Source organism: Mycobacterium gordonae, from assembly GCF_017086405.1.
In the GTDB taxonomy this organism is placed as follows: domain Bacteria; phylum Actinomycetota; class Actinomycetes; order Mycobacteriales; family Mycobacteriaceae; genus Mycobacterium; species Mycobacterium gordonae_D.
Genome location: NZ_CP070973.1, coordinates 4,505,286 through 4,521,265, shown reverse-complemented (window position 1 = coordinate 4,521,265; position 15,980 = coordinate 4,505,286). Strand labels below are relative to the sequence as shown.

The 15,980-nt window shown below is 65.7% G+C and carries 15 protein-coding genes and 1 pseudogene; 11 read left to right on the top strand and 5 right to left on the bottom strand.

The annotated features are described in order from the left end of the window. The first annotated feature begins 39 nt into the window (after positions 1-39). The 4 genes from JX552_RS19335 to JX552_RS19320 all read left to right on the top strand — a co-directional run bounded on the left by JX552_RS19335 (position 40) and on the right by JX552_RS19320 (position 3,286). On the top strand, positions 40-1,224 hold the full coding sequence (locus tag JX552_RS19335; RefSeq protein WP_205873559.1) for an acyl-CoA dehydrogenase family protein: 1,185 nt from the start codon (positions 40-42) through the stop codon (positions 1,222-1,224). Positions 1,225-1,472: 248 nt separating this feature from the next. Then, the gene (locus tag JX552_RS19330) at positions 1,473-2,207 is read left to right on the top strand and encodes a 3'(2'),5'-bisphosphate nucleotidase CysQ (protein ID WP_205873558.1); all 735 of its coding nucleotides are present in this window, start codon (positions 1,473-1,475) and stop codon (positions 2,205-2,207) included. A gap of 160 nt (positions 2,208-2,367) precedes the next feature. Then, entirely contained in the window at positions 2,368-2,847 is a 480-nt protein-coding gene (locus JX552_RS19325; protein ID WP_205873557.1) for an aminotransferase class I/II-fold pyridoxal phosphate-dependent enzyme, read from the top strand. Further along, the gene (locus JX552_RS19320; RefSeq protein ID WP_205873556.1) at positions 2,831-3,286 is read left to right on the top strand and encodes an aminotransferase class I/II-fold pyridoxal phosphate-dependent enzyme; all 456 of its coding nucleotides are present in this window, start codon (positions 2,831-2,833) and stop codon (positions 3,284-3,286) included. The genes JX552_RS19325 and JX552_RS19320 overlap by 17 nt, the downstream gene beginning before the upstream one ends. 185 nt (positions 3,287-3,471) lie before the next feature. Here JX552_RS19320 and JX552_RS19315 read toward each other — a convergent pair whose 3' ends face one another. After that, positions 3,472-4,293, bottom strand: a complete 822-nt coding sequence (locus JX552_RS19315; RefSeq protein WP_205873555.1) for a DUF3159 domain-containing protein — start codon at positions 4,291-4,293, stop codon at positions 3,472-3,474. A gap of 98 nt (positions 4,294-4,391) precedes the next feature. Here JX552_RS19315 and JX552_RS19310 point away from each other — a divergent pair, with 98 nt between their 5' ends. Together JX552_RS19310 and JX552_RS19305 are read left to right on the top strand one after the other, a co-directional pair. Further along, positions 4,392-4,922, top strand: a complete 531-nt coding sequence (locus JX552_RS19310) for a PadR family transcriptional regulator (protein ID WP_205873554.1) — start codon at positions 4,392-4,394, stop codon at positions 4,920-4,922. A gap of 176 nt (positions 4,923-5,098) precedes the next feature. Beyond that, positions 5,099-6,280, top strand: coding sequence for a cation:proton antiporter (locus tag JX552_RS19305; protein ID WP_205878555.1), 1,182 nt, complete (start codon positions 5,099-5,101; stop codon positions 6,278-6,280). On the opposite strand, the gene JX552_RS19300 is transcribed toward JX552_RS19305, so the two are convergent. Next, a complete protein-coding gene (locus JX552_RS19300) occupies positions 6,277-7,485 on the bottom strand; it encodes a MalY/PatB family protein (protein WP_205873553.1) in 1,209 nt (402 codons plus the stop codon). The genes JX552_RS19305 and JX552_RS19300 overlap by 4 nt on opposite strands. 258 nt (positions 7,486-7,743) lie before the next feature. On the opposite strand from JX552_RS19300, the pseudogene JX552_RS32520 reads away from it, so the two are divergent. After that, positions 7,744-8,298 (top strand): annotated as a pseudogene (locus JX552_RS32520) (hypothetical protein); the annotation flags it as partial. A gap of 33 nt (positions 8,299-8,331) precedes the next feature. Here the strand turns inward: JX552_RS32520 and JX552_RS19295 are convergent. Further along, positions 8,332-9,177 carry an SDR family oxidoreductase gene (locus tag JX552_RS19295; protein ID WP_205873552.1) on the bottom strand — a complete coding sequence of 282 codons (846 nt, stop codon included), beginning with the start codon at positions 9,175-9,177 and terminating at the stop codon, positions 8,332-8,334. 146 nt (positions 9,178-9,323) lie between these two features. Here JX552_RS19295 and JX552_RS19290 point away from each other — a divergent pair, with 146 nt between their 5' ends. The 4 genes from JX552_RS19290 to JX552_RS19275 all read left to right on the top strand — a co-directional run bounded on the left by JX552_RS19290 (position 9,324) and on the right by JX552_RS19275 (position 13,667). Further along, positions 9,324-10,358, top strand: coding sequence for an LLM class flavin-dependent oxidoreductase (locus tag JX552_RS19290; RefSeq protein ID WP_205873551.1), 1,035 nt, complete (start codon positions 9,324-9,326; stop codon positions 10,356-10,358). A 3-nt stretch (positions 10,359-10,361) separates the two neighbouring features. After that, positions 10,362-11,558, top strand: a complete 1,197-nt coding sequence (locus tag JX552_RS19285; protein WP_205873550.1) for a cytochrome P450 — start codon at positions 10,362-10,364, stop codon at positions 11,556-11,558. Between the two features lie 119 nt (positions 11,559-11,677). After that, positions 11,678-12,817 (top strand): iron uptake system protein EfeO, encoded by a 1,140-nt coding sequence (gene efeO, locus JX552_RS19280; protein WP_241011177.1) that lies wholly within the window; start codon positions 11,678-11,680, stop codon positions 12,815-12,817. Between the two features lie 43 nt (positions 12,818-12,860). Then, a complete protein-coding gene (locus JX552_RS19275; protein ID WP_205873549.1) occupies positions 12,861-13,667 on the top strand; it encodes an MBL fold metallo-hydrolase in 807 nt (268 codons plus the stop codon). Here JX552_RS19275 and JX552_RS19270 read toward each other — a convergent pair. Both JX552_RS19270 and JX552_RS19265 read right to left on the bottom strand, forming a co-directional pair. Further along, positions 13,664-14,647, bottom strand: a complete 984-nt coding sequence (locus JX552_RS19270) for an alpha/beta fold hydrolase (protein WP_205873548.1) — start codon at positions 14,645-14,647, stop codon at positions 13,664-13,666. The two genes, JX552_RS19275 and JX552_RS19270, sit on opposite strands and share 4 nt — an antisense overlap. A gap of 13 nt (positions 14,648-14,660) precedes the next feature. Continuing rightward, entirely contained in the window at positions 14,661-15,959 is a 1,299-nt protein-coding gene (locus JX552_RS19265) for a M23 family metallopeptidase (protein ID WP_205873547.1), read from the bottom strand. Positions 15,960-15,980: the final 21 nt, after the last annotated feature.

Below are 15,980 nucleotides of genomic sequence, written 5' to 3'. Positions count from 1 at the left end.
GGGCCCGGTAGTGGTCCGCAATCGCGATTGGAAACGCCAATGACGTCGACAACCGAGGTGGGTGGGCAGGTCGTTGCGCTGGCCCGCGGGATGCGTGATCTGGTGCGGGCGCAGGCCGGCGAATCCGAGCGGATACGCACCATGACCCACGCGGTGGTCGACGAGATGTGGTCGAGCGGGCTGATGACCGCGCTCAGCCCGGGCGAGGCCGGCGGCGTCGAGCCCTCGCTCGCCGAGATGATCGATAGCTGGATCGAAATGGCATGGCAGGACGGATCTTTCGGTTGGATCGGCATCGCCAACCTGCCGTCCAGGTTCGCCGCGGCCACCTATCTCGACGACGAGGGTTTCGCCGAGGTGTTCACCGCCCACGACAATCACGTCACCGTGGGAGGCCAGTTCTTTCCCAACGGCCAGGGCGCCGCCGTCGACGGTGGCTACCGGCTGAGTGGGTCGTGGAGCTTCGGCTCGGGCACCGGACATTCGCAGTACGTGGCGGCCGGCTTCTTTCCGATGGACAACGGTGAGATGCGCTGGGTCAGCGAGGGCATTCCGGACATGCAGGTGGCCCTGGTGCCGCGCGAGGAGATCGAGTTCAACGACGGCTGGTACGTGCAGGGCCTCAAGGGCACCGGGTCCTACGACTACAGCGCCCAGGATGTGTTCGTGCCCGCGAGCAGGACGTTCGGGCTGTTCGATCGCCGGCCCTACCGGGGAACGTCACCAGCCGCACACATGGGACTGATGCCGGTCACCGCCGCCGGTCACGCCTCGTGGGCGCTTGGGGTGGCCAAGAGCATGCTCGACGACGTGGCGGACCTGGCCGCGACGAAATACCGGATGAGCGACATGGCGTCACTGGCCAGCCGGCCGACTTTTCAGAAGGGGCTGGCGCATCATTTGTCGGCCTGGCGCGCGGCGCGGCTGCTGGTGCTGGACGCTTTCGGTGCCGCCGAGGCGGCGGTTGCCGCCGGCGAGGACCTGAGTCCAATGCTGCGGGCGGACATGCGGGCGGCTGCCGTATTCGCCACCGACACCTCGCGCGAATGCGCGGAATGGGCTCATCTGGTGGCGGGCACCAGTTCGATCCGCGAGGGCACCCGTCTGGAACGGGCCTTCCGCGACATCTATACCGGCACCCAGCACGCCTTCATCAGCGAGAAGGTAGCCATCGACTCGGCGCAGATCTGGCTCGGTGTCATCGAGGATCAGTTCGGGCTCTAGGTGCGACCGTGCTCCGAGCGTTAACTGACGGCGAAAACACTCGCGAATTCCCACCGAGGCTTCACGCTCGGCGAGCATCAATGCCAGCCCAGGATGCGTTCGGGCGGTTCCGGTCCGCTGTCCTGCCGGACGAACGGGCCGGCGTTGATCCCGGCTTGCTATATACCGGTGATATGGATTATCCGTAGCCGGGTAAAGTCGGTTAACATAGCCAACATTTCCGGGGACAGGTGAGGAAGCCGCTTGCCATGAATGACCATGCACTGGCCGCTCAGTTGGCCTCCGAAGCCGGCCGGTTACTGCTCGGGGTCCGCACGGAGTTCGCCGGAGCTGACGCCGTTGAGCGGAAAGCCGCGGGGGACAAGCGTTCTCACGACTTTCTGATGGAGGCCCTGGGCCGCCGGCGGCCCGATGACGCGGTGTTGTCCGAAGAGGGCGCCGACGACCCGGTGCGGTTGCGCAGCGAGCGAGTGTGGATCGTCGACCCGCTGGACGGCACCCGGGAATTCTCCGAACTCGACCGGGAAGACTGGGCGGTGCATGTCGCGCTCTGGGAGTCCGGAGAACTGGTCGCGGGCGCGGTTGCGCTGCCGGCGCAGGGGATAACCCTGGCCACACCGGAGGTGTTGCCGCCGCCGGAGGCCGCCGGCAAACCCCGCATCGTGGTGTCGCGCACCCGCCCACCAGCGATCGCACTGGCCGTCCGCGACGCCCTGGACGGCGAACTGGTCGAAATGGGATCGGCCGGAGCCAAAGTGGCATCGATCGTGCAGGGCGTAGCGGACGTCTACGTGCACGCGGGTGGCCAATACGAGTGGGACTCCGCCGCACCCGTGGCAATCGCGCGTGCTGCCGGACTGCACACCTCCCGTGTTGACGGGTCGTCGCTGCTGTACAACCAGCCCGATCCCAAGCTGCCCGACCTCGTGGTGTGCCGACCCGAACTCGCCCAGGCGGTGCTGGCCGTCACGCGGCAGGCGTAGCTTCCCCGCGCGAAGCACTCTCGGTCGGTTGCCGTCGTCGTCGCCGGCGCGGCCATTACGCTGACCGGAACTTGCTGCCTCACTGCGCAGTTTGGAGGTGACCCCCATGACGCCCTGTCCGACAGAGCGGCCGGCGATCCGTCGCCAACGCTGGCGCTCAATGACACCGTCGCCGAGTTGCGCAGATCGGGCGCCGACGTCATCTCTTTCGGCGCGGGTGCACCCCGCTGTGCCGCCACCGCGGGCGACGTTCGACGCGCTGGCCGATTTCGACGTGGCGCCGTCCTCGGGCTACGGCGGCAGCCGTGGCGAGCGGTTTCTGCTGGACGCATTGTGTCAATGGTATGAAACGGAATTGGGCGTCGTGACGACATCGGGCCAGCATGTGGTGACCAACGGCGCCAAACAGGCGATCGTGATCGCGTTACTGGCGTTATGCGACGGCGGAGACGAGATCGCGATTCCCGATCCGTACTGGCCGAACTATCTGAACATGAGCAAGCTGGCCGGTGCGACTGCTGCCCTAGTGGCCGACACGCCCGACGTCACCGCGTGGATCGATCGGGTGAGCGATGACACCAGGGTGGTCATGTACTCGAGCCCGTCCAATCCGACCGGGGGCGTTGCTGTCTCTGGATGACATCCGTGCGGTGGCGGCCTGGGCCGGGGAGACCGGCCACTGGATCGTGGCAGACGAGATCTACGGCTTCCAGTGCTACCGCTACGCCCGTCCGGCACCCTCGGTCCTGCAACTGCCGGCCGATGAGACGGGGCACATCCTGCACATTTCCAGCGCCTCCAAGACATTCGCGCTGATGGGTCACCGGGTCGGCTGGATCAGCGGACACCCCCAAGTGATCGCGCGCTGCGCGTCGGTCGCCTCGAACATAGCCGGCAATGTGAACACCGCCGCGCAGTCGCTGGTGGCCCGGGCGTTCTCGACACCTCACGCCGAAGTGTCGAGCCGCTGTGCTCAACTCGAGGAGCAGCGCGATGTCTTGTGCTCAGCGTTGGAGTCGGTCCCGTGGTTGCGGTGGCGGAAGCCGGACGGTGGTAGTTCGTCTGGTGTGAACTGGTGACGGATCTCGCCGGTAAGTGGGATGGCGACGGCATCGCGGCCGGCCTCCTGGCCGACGAGCACGTGGCCGTGGTTTCCCGGCTCCGCCTTCGGGCACCGTGATGCTCTACGGCTGTCCTTCACCGAGCCGCCCGGCCGGATCCGTTCGGGTGTCGAGCGGATCCAGGCATGAGGGGAGCTGCGGCTTTAACGCTTTGCAAGGATGCCCGACACCACGCTGCCGCCGACGATCAGCCCCAGGGCAACGATGAGGTCGATGGATCCGGTGATCAGTCCCACCACGCCGGTGACGGCGGCGAAGCTGGGCAGCCAGTCAATGACCCGCAACGCCGAAGGCACTTCCGCCTGCTCCCCGTTGTCCATGTCGGACATGGCCGAGGCGTAGTCCGGGTAGAACTCGGTGAATGCGACCGCGAAGAAGATCGCCGCGAGTTGCAGGATCCAACCCGTCCAGAAGTTTTCCGGGTCGTGCAGGATCAGGTTGCCGATCAAGCCGACGCCCGCGGTGAAGGTGAACGCGCCCGCCCACACGGCGGTGATCACGTTGTTGATCCGCATGAACAGCGGGCTGTCCCAATGTTCCCGCGGTTTGCTGTCTTTCGCGTACGCCAGGGTGAACGGCCGCCGGACCAGCAGCGTTGACCACGCGAAAAGCGCCAGCGACAGGTTCGTCAACTCGCCGGACCACATCTCGAGGAATCGGATCAGCGGCGCGCCGGCGAACAGGCCGACCACGGCAAGAGCGGCGAAGAACACCACACCGAAGACCTCGAGCGCGTGGATCTGCACACCGCGGATCAGTCCGACCAGCATCACCAGCACCGAGAACCCGAGGGCCGACAACACCGCGATCTCGAAGTGGCCCGGAGTGGCCAGGATGGAGAGCAGCGCCCACGGCGCGATGCCGGCGAACGTCGAGGTGAGGAAACCGTCCAGGACGCCGGCTACGCGGCCGGTGCTGTCTGTCGACGGCTGTGTGCCGTGGTCGGTGTGGGCCGGCTGGGTCATTGTGGTCTCCCGCATATCTGTCTGACGTTCCAATTTAGACATGTCTATATTGACATGTGGATAGTGACATGTCAATTTTGGAACGTTAGGATGGCCGGGTGAGTTTGCGACATGCCGCGTTAGGCCTGCTGTCCCAGGAACCCGGAAGTGGGTATGACCTGCTGAAAAGGTTCAAAGAGTCGATGGACAACATGTGGCCCGCCACGCAGAGTCAGTTGTACGGCGAGCTCAACAAGCTCGCCGCGGCGGACCTGATCACGGTGTCCGACATGGGGCCGCGGGGCCGCAAGGAGTACGCCATCACCGACGCCGGACGCACGGAGTTGCGCCGGTGGTTGTTGTCGCCGCAAGAGGATCCGCCCATTCGCAACGCCGCGTTGTTGCGGGTATTCCTGCTCGGCGAGCTCTCGCCGGATCAGGCACGTGAGTACCTGAAGTCCTTGCTGGCCGTCTCCGAGCGCGAGCACACACACTATGCGCAGATCCTCCAGTCCCACGAGTGGACGGCCGACGACGGCGCCTTCTTCGCCCGTGCCGCGCTCGAGCAGGGGCTGCGCTGGACGCAGCACGAAATCGAATGGGCCAACTGGGTGCTCGACAGTCTGGACAAGCGCGAGTCTGGTTTCTAGACAAGGTTTCCGGCTGATTGCGGCTGGTTGAGGCACGCGAGGTGTCGCCCGGCCGGCGCGGCCCTCGATTCGTCTGACACACCTTGTGCTGCATTTTCGTACCGGATCGTCCTGCCAGGGTTACGGTGCGAGTCGACCGCATCGGGCGCGGACATGACGAACGGCAGGTGATCGCTTTGGAAGGGTTCGGCTTTCATACGCTCGCGCTGCTGGCTGCGGTAGGTTTCGCTGGCCCGTTGCTGGCCTCGCTGCCGCGCTTGCGCATTCCGGTGATCATCGGCGAACTGCTTGCGGGACTGGTTCTTGGCAGAACCGGTTTCGGTGTCGTCGACGCGTCGAATCCGACGCTTCAATTGCTCGCGAACATCGGTTTCGCGCTGGTGATGTTCACGGTGGGCACCCACGTACCGATTCGCGGCAGTGCGATGGCTTCGGTGTTGCCGGCGGCCGCGGCCAGGGCGGTCTTGGCCGCAGCAGTGGCGGCGGTGCTGGGGGTCGGTCTGGCCGCCTTTTGCGGCACCGACCATGCGCCCCTGTATGCGGTGCTGATCGCGTCCTCGTCGGCCGCGCTGGCGCTGCCGATGATGAATGCACTGAATCTGCAGGGTCCTATGGTGCTATCGGTGACGGCACAGATCGCCATCGCGGATGCTTCGAGTATTGTGCTGCTGCCGTTGGTGATTGACATCGAGCACGCCCTATCGGCCGCGCTGAGTGCCCTGGTGATTGCGGGTTGCGCGCTGATCTTCTACCTGGTGCTGCGCACGGCGGACCGCCTGGGCTGGCTCCGGCGTGTGCAACTGTATTCGGAGAAGCAGCGTTTCGCGGTGGAATTGCGCACCAACATGGTTCTGCTGTTCGCGCTCGGGGCATTGGCGTTACGAACCCATGTGTCGGTGATGTTGGCCGGCTTTGCGCTCGGTCTGGTGATCGCCGCGGTCGGCGAACCTCGGCGGCTGGCATGGCAGCTGTTCGGCATCACCGAAGGTTTTTTCAGCCCTCTGTTTTTCATCTGGCTTGGCGCCACGCTGCAGGTGCGCGAGTTGAGCGCCAATCCGAAGTTCATCTTGCTCGGGGTGGGGCTCGGGTTGGGAGGGGTCCTGGCGCACTCCGCGGGACGGTTGCTGGGACAGCCGCTCCCACTTGCGATCCTGACGGCGGCTCAACTCGGCGTGCCGGTCGCCGCGGCGACCATCGGTACCCAGCAACACATGCTGGCCCCGGGTGAGGCAGCGGCGTTGATGTTCGGTGCCTTGCTCACGATCGTCTCCACAGCGATCGCGGGGCGGTACGCGGCGCGCTCACTGACGCCGACGGCGCCTGTGACCGCGGACGACAGTGCCGCGGCCGACGGTTAAGTGCGTTCGCGGACTGCCTCACCCATCCGGGTGATGGCCTCGGTGAGAATCGCCTTCGAGGTAGCGAAGTTCAACCGGACGTGCCCGGCGCCGCCGGCGCCGAACACGTGGCCCGAACTCAGCGCCACCCGGGCGTGATTGACGAACCAGCGAGCGGGTCCAGATAGGTCGGACACCGCCTTGATGCCCTCGGTGTGCTCTTCGTCGAAGCCGAGTTCGCGGCAGTCCAGCCACGCCAGATAGGTGCCCTGCGGGCGCAGCAGGCGGACGCCGGGGAGGTGCGTTTCGACCAGATCGCCCAGTAGCGTTCGGTTCTCGTCCAAACCGCGCAGCAGTGCGTCGAGCCAGTCTCCGGCACTGCTGAATGCGGCGGTATGGGCGATGAGGCCCAGATGACTGGCGCCGTGGCCGACTTCCTCGGGCATGCGCCGCAAGTCAGCGGCCGATTCCGGACCGGCCATGGCCAGAGCTGCCTTGAGCCCGGCGAGATTCCACGCCTTGGATGCCGACGTCAGGGCCAACGCATTCTCGGCACCGGGCACGCTGAGGTAGGGGGTGAATCCGGCTCCCGGCAAGATGAGCGGCGCGTGAATCTCGTCGGCGACCACTGCGATTTCGTACTGCCTGGCCAGTGCCGCGATCGCGCCCAATTCGGCTGCGGTGTGCACCGCACCCGTCGGGTTGTGCGGATTGCACAGCAGATAGCCGACTTTGCCGGTGCGGCCCGCCGACTGACGGGCCCGGACGAAGGCATCTTCCAACGCGTCCAGGTCAATTCGCCCGTCAGCGCCCAGCGGAGCTTCGACGACCGTGCGGCCGTCGTGCGAGACGAATGCGTAGAAAGGCGCGTAGACAGGCGAGTTGACGATGACGGTGTCGCCGCGCTCGGTGACCAGCCGCAGCATTTCGACGACGCCGAGCATCACGTCGGGCACCACCCGGGTGCGGCCGACCGACAGGCCGTCCCAGTGCCAACGCCGCCTGGCGAATTCGCTGATCGCCGAGGCGTAGCCCCTGCCGTGCGGGTACCCGGTGTCGCCGGCGTCGACGGCGCAATGGATGGCCCGGGCCACTTCCGGCGCGAGGTTGAGGTCCATCTCGGCGACCCAGAGCGGCAGCACGTCTGCCGGGTACGCCCGCCACTTCATGCTGGTGCGGCGGCGCAGTTGTTCGAGCGTCAACTCCTCGAGCGGGTTGGTAGTCACCCAGCGAGTAAATCACCGCGTCCGAGCCCCTCGCGATACATCGCGAGCAGACACAAAAGCACACGGTTTCGTTCCGAAATAAACGTGTGCTTTTGTGTCTGCTCGCCAAAAGGGGGGACCACCTCGCGGACGGGACAGAGCCAGCGGAACAAAGGTTAGGTTACGCGACAAGGGTATTCATGCTGCGGTCCGGCCTGTGCGGCAGATCGCTCGCCACCTCCTGAAACGTGCTGCAGCCGTGGTCGAGTGAAGGAGACAATGCGCGTGCGTGTCGTCGTGTGGTCCACTGGGGGAGGCGGGTCCATCGCGATCCGTGCGATCCGTGCGATCCGTGCGATCCGTGCGATCCGTGCGATCCGTGCGATCCGTGCGATCAGGCATCGGCGTGATCTGGAACTTGTTGCGGTCTGGGTGCATTCGCCGGACAAAGTGGGCAGGGATGCCGGGGAACTGGCCGGGGCGCACCGCTGGGACTGCCCGCCACCGACGACACCGAGCCTTTGCTAGCCCTGCCGCCCGATTTGCGTGGTCTACGCCGCCGGCGGACCCGAATGCGACGGCGCCGCGGTGCCGGACTACCTGCGGGTCCTGGTCGCCGGCGTCAACGTCGTGTCGACGTCGTCGACGAACCGCGTCGACGTCAACGGAGATCCCGACGTGCACTGCGTGCTGACGCTCGGGGCCGCCGCGGGCCACGGCGCCGGGCACGCGGCGATGGCGGCGACGGCCATGCGTGTGGTCAGGGCGATCCCGTATGTCGTTGAGGCGCAACCCGGTTTGCTGAGCTCGCTGGATCTGCCGATGACCCTGCCCCGCCTGGTGTCGGCTGACCCCTGGGCGCCAGACCTAGGCCAGCTGGACGCGGCCGGTGATCAAGTCCATGATCGCCTTGCCCGGCGCGAAGGACCCGGTGATCGACGCCATGGCGTGGCCCTGGTCGACGTTGAGCGTGATGCCGTTGACCGACGCCGCGGCGTCGCTGTTCAGCATGACCATCGCCTTGCCGATGTCCTCCGGCGTCAGCGTCGAACTGCCGGTGTCGTCGCGGTAATCCTGGGCGAAGGTGAGCCACAGGTCGGCGTTGGCTCGCGCCAGGGGCGTGTCGGTGGGGCCGGGGCAGACCGCGTTGATCCGCACACCCTTCTTCTGGAAGGGATAGCCCTGCCACGCCACGTACCCGTTGATCGCCTTCTTGCTGAACCCGTAGTGGATGATGCCCTGGGGTTCACGCTCCTCGCACCAGTCGTGCGCGGCCTTGTAGTCCGGCGCGGCCAGGAAGTCCAACACGAGTTCCAGGTCATTCTCCCAACCCATTCCGGCCACCGACGAGATGAAGCAGATGGCCGCACCCCGCGGGAGCAGGTCCTTGGCCAACAGCCGCTCGATCAGGTGGCGGTGCCCGATGAAGTTGACCCGCATCAGCTTTGGCCCGTCGGCCACCCCGGCCGCGGAGAACAACTTGTGCACCGGCCCGTCCAACACGTCGACCGCCCGGTCGATCGAATCCGGGTCACTGAGGTCAAGTGAGATCACGCGATCGACGTCGAATTCGACCGGTGCGAAGTCCATCACGGTCACCTGCGCCCCGAGGGACTTCGCGATCTGTGCCGCCGCCGCGCCCATTCCGGTCGCACCGCCGACCACCAGAACCTGCTTGCCCTCGTAGCCCAATAAGTCTGACGCCGTCGTCATCTTCTCGCCCCTTTTTCCCTGGTGGTTCGTGCAACGACGTTACAGTATCCGTACCAGATGTAAGTTTCAATCGGGATGGTTGACCGTCGTCGCGCGTCCCACGTAGCGTACGTGAGACAAATATTAGGTTTGCAAGGGAGTCGTGGGTGTTCACGCTGCGCTTCGACATGCGTGCCCCCTCTTTCGGGGCCGATCCGGCGGCTCTGTATGCCACCGCGCCGGAGATGTGCGCATGGGCCGAGAGGCACGGCTGCCTGGCCGCCGTCATGTGCGAGCACCACGGTTCAGCCGACGGCTATCTGCCATCGCCGCTGCTGCTGGCGTCGGCCGTCGCGGCCCGCACCCGGCGACTGGCCTTGAGTCTCGTTCTGATCTTGCCGTTCTACGACCCGGTGCGGCTGGCTGAGGACATCGCGGTGCTAGACATCCTCAGCGCCGGGCGGGCCACCTACATCCTGGCGCTGGGCTACCGTCCCGAGGAGTACGAGATCTTCGGCCTGGACCTGGGCGACCGCGGTCGGCTAGCCGACGAGAAGCTGGCTCTGCTGCGCCGACTGCTGGCTGGGGAGACGGTGGAGCAGCGCGGCAGGCGAATCGTCGCGACACCCCGGCCGCTGAGCGAGAACGGGCCGGCGATGATGTGGGGCGGCGGCAGCCTGGCGGCGGCCCGACGGGCGGGCCGGTACGGGATGGGCATGCTGGCCAACGCCAATGTGCCGGGGATGCGGGAGGCTTACGAGGACTCCTGCCGCAAGCACGGCCATGAGCCGGGACCGGCGTTCTTTCCGGACCGCAGCACGCCGTCGGTGTGCTTTGTCGCCGACGACGTCGATTCGGCATGGGCTGAGCTGGGCGAGTATCTGTTGCACGACGCGCGCACCTACGCCGCGTGGAACCCGGGCAACGAAGTGTCGGCGGGTTTCACCCACGCCGACACCGTCGAAGAGCTGCGCGCGGCCGCGGCCTCGCACGTGATCTACTCGGTGCCGGAAGCGATTTCGCGGGTGCGCGCCGGCAACATGCTGGCCATGTCTCCGCTGTGCGGCGGGTTGCCACCGGAGATCGCATGGCCGTATCTCAAGCGGGTCGGCGAGGTCGTGCTGCCGGCTGCCTCCGAAGCCGCCGGGAACGGCAACAGCGACCGCATGCTCGATGAATTGTTGTCGAACAGGAACGGGTGATTGATGACCGGGGCCAGCACCGCCGAGATCTACTACGACCCTTTCGATTTCGAGATCGACGACAATCCGTACCCGATCTGGAAGCGGATGCGCGACGAAGTCCCGTTGTACTACAACCAGAAATACAACTTTTACGCGCTCAGCCGGTACGAGGACGTCGCCTCGCAACTGACGAACTGGGAGACCTACCGCTCGGGCCGCGGCACCACCATGGACATCATCATGAGCGGCATCCAGGTGCCGCCCGGGGTGATCCTGTTCGAGGACCCGCCGCTGCACGATCTGCATCGCCGTTTGCTGTCAAGGGTTTTCACGCCGCGCCGGATGGCGGCGATCGAACCGCTGACCAGGGCCTTCTGCGTCCGGGCGCTCGACCCGCTGGTGGGCTCGGGTCGGTTCGACTTCATCGAGAATCTCGGGTCGATGATCCCGATGCGCACCATCGGCTACCTACTGGGCATCCCCGAGGAGAACCAGGCCCACATCAGGGACCGCGGTGGGCGTGCCATCAACCTCACCGAGGGCACCTTCCGGGCGGTCGACGGCGACTTGTTCGAGAAGAGCTACGAGGTGTTCGCCGACTACATCGACTGGCGGACCGAACATCCCTCCGACGACCTGATGACGCAGCTGCTCAACGCCGAAATCGAGGACAACGGGGTGACCCGCCGGCTCGATCGCACCGAGGTCTTGATGTACACCAGCATGATCGCCGGCGCCGGCAACGAGACGACGACGCGGCTGATCGGGTTCATCGGGCAGCTGCTCGCCGAACATCCCGACCAGCGCCGGGAGATCGTGGCCAATCCGGAACTGATCCCGATGGCCATCGAAGAAGTGCTGCGTTACGAGGCCCCGTCGCCGGTTCAGGCGCGCTACGTCGCCCATGACGTCGAGTGTTACGGCTCGGTGGTCCCGGAGGGCTCCGTCATGCTGTTGCTCAACGGATCGGCCAACCGCGACGAACGCAAGTTCGCCGACGGCGAGCGGTTCGACATCCACCGGGGTGGCCCGCATTTGAGCTTCGGGCACGGTCTGCACTTCTGTATGGGCTCGGCGCTGGCCCGCATGCAGGCCCGGGTGGCGCTCGAGGAAGTCATCAAGCGCTGGCCGGAATGGGACGTCGACTACGCCAACGCCGTTAAGGCGCACACCAGCAGCGTGCGCGGGTGGGCCAAATTGCCTGTCGTCGCAGGTTAACGCGCCGTCCGGTCTTTCGGCGCCGGGGTGCTGCGCCGGACTGGGGTAATGTCGCGCCGGTGTCCGCCCACCGATTGCCCAGCGTCGCGGTGACGCTCGCGCTCGCCGCTGCGGCGGCAATCGGGTGTGGCCACCCGAGCCCGGCGCCGAGAGCCGCCAACGTCGTCAAAGTGACGGTGACCAATGACGGCGGCAGCAATCGTTGCGTGCTGGACACCACGACCGTTCCGGCCGGCCCGGTGACGTTCACGATGTCCAACGCAGGTGCTCCGGGGGTATCCCACGTCGAGTTGCTCAAAAATCAGCGAGTCATCGGCGAGAAGGAAAGCCTGGACCCGGGTGAGGATCCCGTGTCGTTCACCGTCACCCTCGCAGGGGGCGACTACCAGATCTTCTGCCCAGGAGCGGGCATCGAGTATCAGACCCTGACGGTGACGGGCCGGGCACCGGAACCCGCCACCGGGCCGGTGGCGGCCATGTTCGCACAGGGCGCCAAGGGCTTCGCGCCGTACGTCGTCGCTCAGATGGGTCAGCTCGAGGACGCGGTCAAGGCACTCGACGTGACCGTGCAATCGGGCAATGTCGACGACGCGAAAGCGGCCTATGCACGGGCGCGACCGTTCTACGAGCACGTCCAGTCGAGCGTGGACGGCTACCTGTTGCCGGGGTTCACTGTGGGCGACAACGCGGGAAATCTCGACTACCTGATCGACATGCAGGAGGCCACTCCGGTCGACCCCAAGGTCGGCTGGAAAGGGTTTCACGCCGTCGAGCGAGACCTGTGGCAGGCCGGTTCGATCAGCACCGGCACCAAGGCGCTCAGTGCCGAATTGGTCCGCAATATCGGGACATTGACCACCACCGTGGTAACCGTGCAATTCCGGCCCGAGGATGCGGCCAACGGCGCCGCCGATCTGATCGAGGACGTCTACAACACCAAGATCAGCGGCGAGGAAGAAGCGTTCAGCCACCTCGATCTCGTCGACTTCGCCGCCAACGTCGAAGGCGCACAACAGGCGTATGCCTCCTTGCGCCCAGGGCTGGACAGGATCGACAGCGCACTGGTTCAGCAGATCGACCAGCAATTCCAGGATGTCGTGGCCATGTTGACCCGCTACCGCGATCCGGCAGCGCTAGGCGGCTACCGCAGCTACACACCGGACCTGCGTGAGCGCGACGCCCCGAAGTTGACGGCGTTGATCCAGCCGCTGCATCAGAGCCTGTCCGCCATCGCCCAGAAGGTGGTAGTAACGAACTGATCGGTCGACTGTTCAAGCGGTCGGAAACGGGTACGGCAAGCCGATGGACATCACCATCACCTTTGTCGGGAACGCCACCACGCTCATCCGCTGCGGGGACATCACCGTCCTGACGGACCCGAATTTCCTGCACCGGGGCCAGCGCGCCTATCTGGGCCACGGCTTGGTGTCCAAGCGGCGCAAAGAACCCGCCCTGTCCGCCGACCAGTTGCCGCCGATCGACGCCGTCGTGTTGTCGCACATGCACGGTGACCACTGGGATCGCGTCACCGAGAAGCACCTGGACCGCCGGCTGCCGATCCTGACCACCCCGAAGGCGGCGGCCAGGCTGCGCCAGAAGGGTTTCGAGCACTCCTGTCCGATGTCGACCTGGCAAACCCATACCATCGTCAAGGGTGGTCGACGGCTCACGGTGACCTCGTTGCCCGGCCGTCACGCGCCGATGTGGGCGACGGCTCTGGTCCCCCCGGTGATGGGCAGCATGCTGGAGTTCGACCAGGCAGACGGGTCCCAGCGGCGCCGCCTCTACATCTCCGGGGACACCCTGCTCGTCGACGAACTCGGCGAGATTCCGGTGCGGTTCGACGCCATCGACGCTGGCATCCTGCATCTCGGCGGGACGAGGCTGCCCGCCGGTCCCAGGTTGCCGTTCGGGCTCACTGTGACGATGGACGGACAACAGGGTGCCGGGCTCGTCGAACTGCTCAAGCTGCCGAAGACCATTCCGGTCCACTTCGACGACTACACCGTCTTCGCCTCGCCGCTGGCCGACTTCACCCGGGAGATGGCGCGCCGCGGCCTCGCCGACCGGATTGTCGAGATCGAGCGGGGCGGCTCGGTGTCGATCTAGGACTGATCGACCAGCACCGCGCCGTCGGGTCGGTCACCGAGGGTCTGCAGTTGCAGCGTGATGCTGTCGCCCTGCGCGGTGAGCCGCAGGATCTGGGCCAGCTCTGCGGGTGCGTCACACTGCATGTAGTGATCGGCGCCCGGCACCACCCAGTAACGGCTCCGTCCCGACATGCCCCGCAGATACGTCTGCCAGACGTGGTTCGCCACCCGCAGCGGGGCCACCGCGTCATGCAGCCCCCACACCAGGGTGATATTGACCGGCAGTTTGGAAAGCGTTTCCAGCCAATTCTTTTCGTCGGCCGCGCGCTCGTGCAGATACTGGATGGTGTCCGGCAGCACCCGCATGCCGTCGTTGTAGGCGAAGCACTTTGCCAGTGCGGCGATCTCGGGATGCTCAGGGTTGCGGCGCGGCATGAAGGTGGTGAACCCGAGGCCGGCGGCCAGCATCTCCGGGGTCGTCTCCGCGGCGGTGGCGCGGCCCGTCTTGTCGTTCAGCAGGGCGGTCTGGAATGCGGTGAGGTTGGACAGCGGCAGGTAGATATTGCCGTTGGTGAGGATCAGATCTGTTGGCAGTGAGGACTTCTCGGCAAGCAGACCCACCGCGATCATGCCGACGCTACAGCCGCGGTCGTGGGTGATGATGCGGTAGTCGGTCAGTTTCCACACCTCGGTGATGGCGTGGACGAGCAGACGCGCGTCGTCATAGAGCGAATAGACGTAGGGCTCAGGCGGTTTGTCGGAAATACCGTAACCGGGAAAGTCCAGCGTGAAGATCTCGAACTCGTCTTTGAGCTCATGCGCCAGCCCGTAGTAGTCGATGCTGGATGTCGGGAAGCCGTGTACGCACACCAACGCCGGCTTACCCGGTGTGCCGTACCGGCGCAGGAAGACCGTGACCGCCTGCCCGTCGTTGGCCGCGGTGCTCGAGCGCCAGCGCAACTCCGTTCCACCGTTGCTCCATTCGACGAAAATGTCCATGGTCGCGGCCTTCCTAGGCTTGGGGAAACGTCACGACGGCCAGCAACGTCGGTAACTGGTTGCCCTTGAGTTGAGGGGCCGGGAGCATGTCCGGGCCGAGGAACGAGCCGCTGAGGTAGTTGTCGGCGCTCCACACCTGGGCTGGATTGACCTGACCCTGGTAGCTGAAACCCGCTATGACGTAGGGCTGAGCGTCGGCCTCGAACAGCGAGGGTCCGTTCATCAGCTGAAAGTGCAGGTGTGGTGCGTTGGAATTGCCGGTATTGCCCAGCTTCGCGATCTGCTGACCCTTCTTCACCTTGTCGCCGGGTTTCACCAGCAGTGAGCCCTGGATGAGGTGTGCGTACATGGCATAGAGCCCGTCGCCGATATCCAGGATGATGTGGTTGCCGTCGACGTTGTCGACGGTCAGCTTGGCCGCCAGCACCGGGTCGGAGGCCGGCAGAATGCCGGGCACGTTGGCTTCGACGTTGTCGAGCGTGGACACGACGGTGCCGTCGGCCACCGCGTAGATCGCGGATCCGTAACTGACGAAGCTCTCGTTCTTAGTCTGGTCGCCGGCGTAAAAGTTGCCCTGATCGTTCATCCGCATCCAGTCGATCGCGAAGCGCTGGCTGTTGTTCAGCTTCATGTTCAACGGGAGGATCGCGTCGCGGTGCGCCCAGCCGGGATCGCAGCAACCGTTGAACGCGACCCAGTTGTTGCCTTTCAATGGCGGAGCGATGATGCGCGGCAGGCCGGCCGAGATGTTGAACGGCGCCCCCAGCGTGTCGAAGGGGCCCGGCTCTTTCGATGCCGGGTTGGCGACGCCGTTGCCGTGGAAGCGCAGCATGACCGCCCTGGGGAAATCGGAGAGGTTGTCCTGGCGGAAATCGATGAGCAGCGAGCGCGACGTGCCGGGTGCGATGCTGAAATCGGCTGCGGGGACAGCCGGTAGCGCGCGCAGGCGGTTGCAGTTTCCGTAGTTACAGGCGGGATCGACCAGTTGATTGCCGGAGAACGACGCGAGCACCCTGGCGGGGTCCCTACCGTCGACCACGTCGACGGCGTTGAGCGTGGCAGGTTGGGCGCTGGAGTTGGTGACCTGCATGTCGAACGCCAGATGATATTTGTCATCGGTGCCGGGGAAGGGAAACGTCGGCCGACTGATCGGTGCGACGGTCAACGGCGTGAATGCGTTGGGGACCGTGACGCCCGCGAGCGGGTCCGCCGTGGTGGATGGGCTTGTGGCAGCGGGTTGCTTGGGCGGTGCGGTACACGCGGTGAGGATGAGCACGAACCCCAGGACCGCCAAACTCCGCCGTTTCGCCATCGGGTGAGCATAGTATTCCCG

What these genes read in the sequence shown, in the direction of transcription:
- JX552_RS19335 (WP_205873559.1), top strand. Translation starts at nt 40, where the DNA reads ATGACGTCGACAACCGAGGTGGGTGGGCAGGTCGTTGCGCTGGCCCGC.
- JX552_RS19330 (WP_205873558.1), top strand. Translation starts at nt 1,473, where the DNA reads ATGAATGACCATGCACTGGCCGCTCAGTTGGCCTCCGAAGCCGGCCGG.
- JX552_RS19325 (WP_205873557.1), top strand. Translation starts at nt 2,368, where the DNA reads ATGACACCGTCGCCGAGTTGCGCAGATCGGGCGCCGACGTCATCTCTT.
- JX552_RS19315 (WP_205873555.1), bottom strand. Translation starts at nt 4,293, where the DNA reads ATGACCCAGCCGGCCCACACCGACCACGGCACACAGCCGTCGACAGAC.
- JX552_RS19295 (WP_205873552.1), bottom strand. Translation starts at nt 9,177, where the DNA reads ATGACGACGGCGTCAGACTTATTGGGCTACGAGGGCAAGCAGGTTCTG.
- JX552_RS19285 (WP_205873550.1), top strand. Translation starts at nt 10,362, where the DNA reads ATGACCGGGGCCAGCACCGCCGAGATCTACTACGACCCTTTCGATTTC.
- JX552_RS19275 (WP_205873549.1), top strand. Translation starts at nt 12,861, where the DNA reads ATGGACATCACCATCACCTTTGTCGGGAACGCCACCACGCTCATCCGC.
- JX552_RS19270 (WP_205873548.1), bottom strand. Translation starts at nt 14,647, where the DNA reads ATGGACATTTTCGTCGAATGGAGCAACGGTGGAACGGAGTTGCGCTGG.
- JX552_RS19265 (WP_205873547.1), bottom strand. Translation starts at nt 15,959, where the DNA reads ATGGCGAAACGGCGGAGTTTGGCGGTCCTGGGGTTCGTGCTCATCCTC.